The sequence below is a fragment of the Neokomagataea anthophila genome (assembly GCF_018122595.1).
Classification (GTDB): domain Bacteria; phylum Pseudomonadota; class Alphaproteobacteria; order Acetobacterales; family Acetobacteraceae; genus Gluconobacter; species Gluconobacter anthophilus.
This window is the reverse complement of the sequence record NZ_JAGRQH010000127.1, coordinates 1-240: the sequence shown is the minus strand read 5'-3', so window position 1 is coordinate 240 and position 240 is coordinate 1. Positions and strand designations below refer to the sequence as shown.

Genomic DNA, 240 nt, shown 5'->3' with positions numbered 1-240 from the left:
TGGGCAATATCGCGACCATTCTGGCGCCGGACCTCCTAACCACAGATATTATGCGGTTTATTACAGGGTTGCCGCAAGGTGCGTTCTTTGGCGTTTCGGCTATGGTTGGGGCGTCTATGGTGGAGCGTGCGCGCCGAGGGCGTGCGGTGAGCCGGGAGATGTCTGGCATCATGATCTCCACGGTATTGGGTTCACCACTATCAACTTATGCGGCTAATCAATTGGGGTGGCGCTTTGCTT

Annotated in this window: 1 protein-coding gene; it reads left to right on the top strand. The window is 55.8% G+C overall.

The genetic code is table 11. The features are described 5' to 3' along the window. Positions 1–240 (top strand): MFS transporter (locus KB213_RS12290; RefSeq protein WP_211683542.1); only part of this gene is annotated, 240 nt, incomplete at both ends.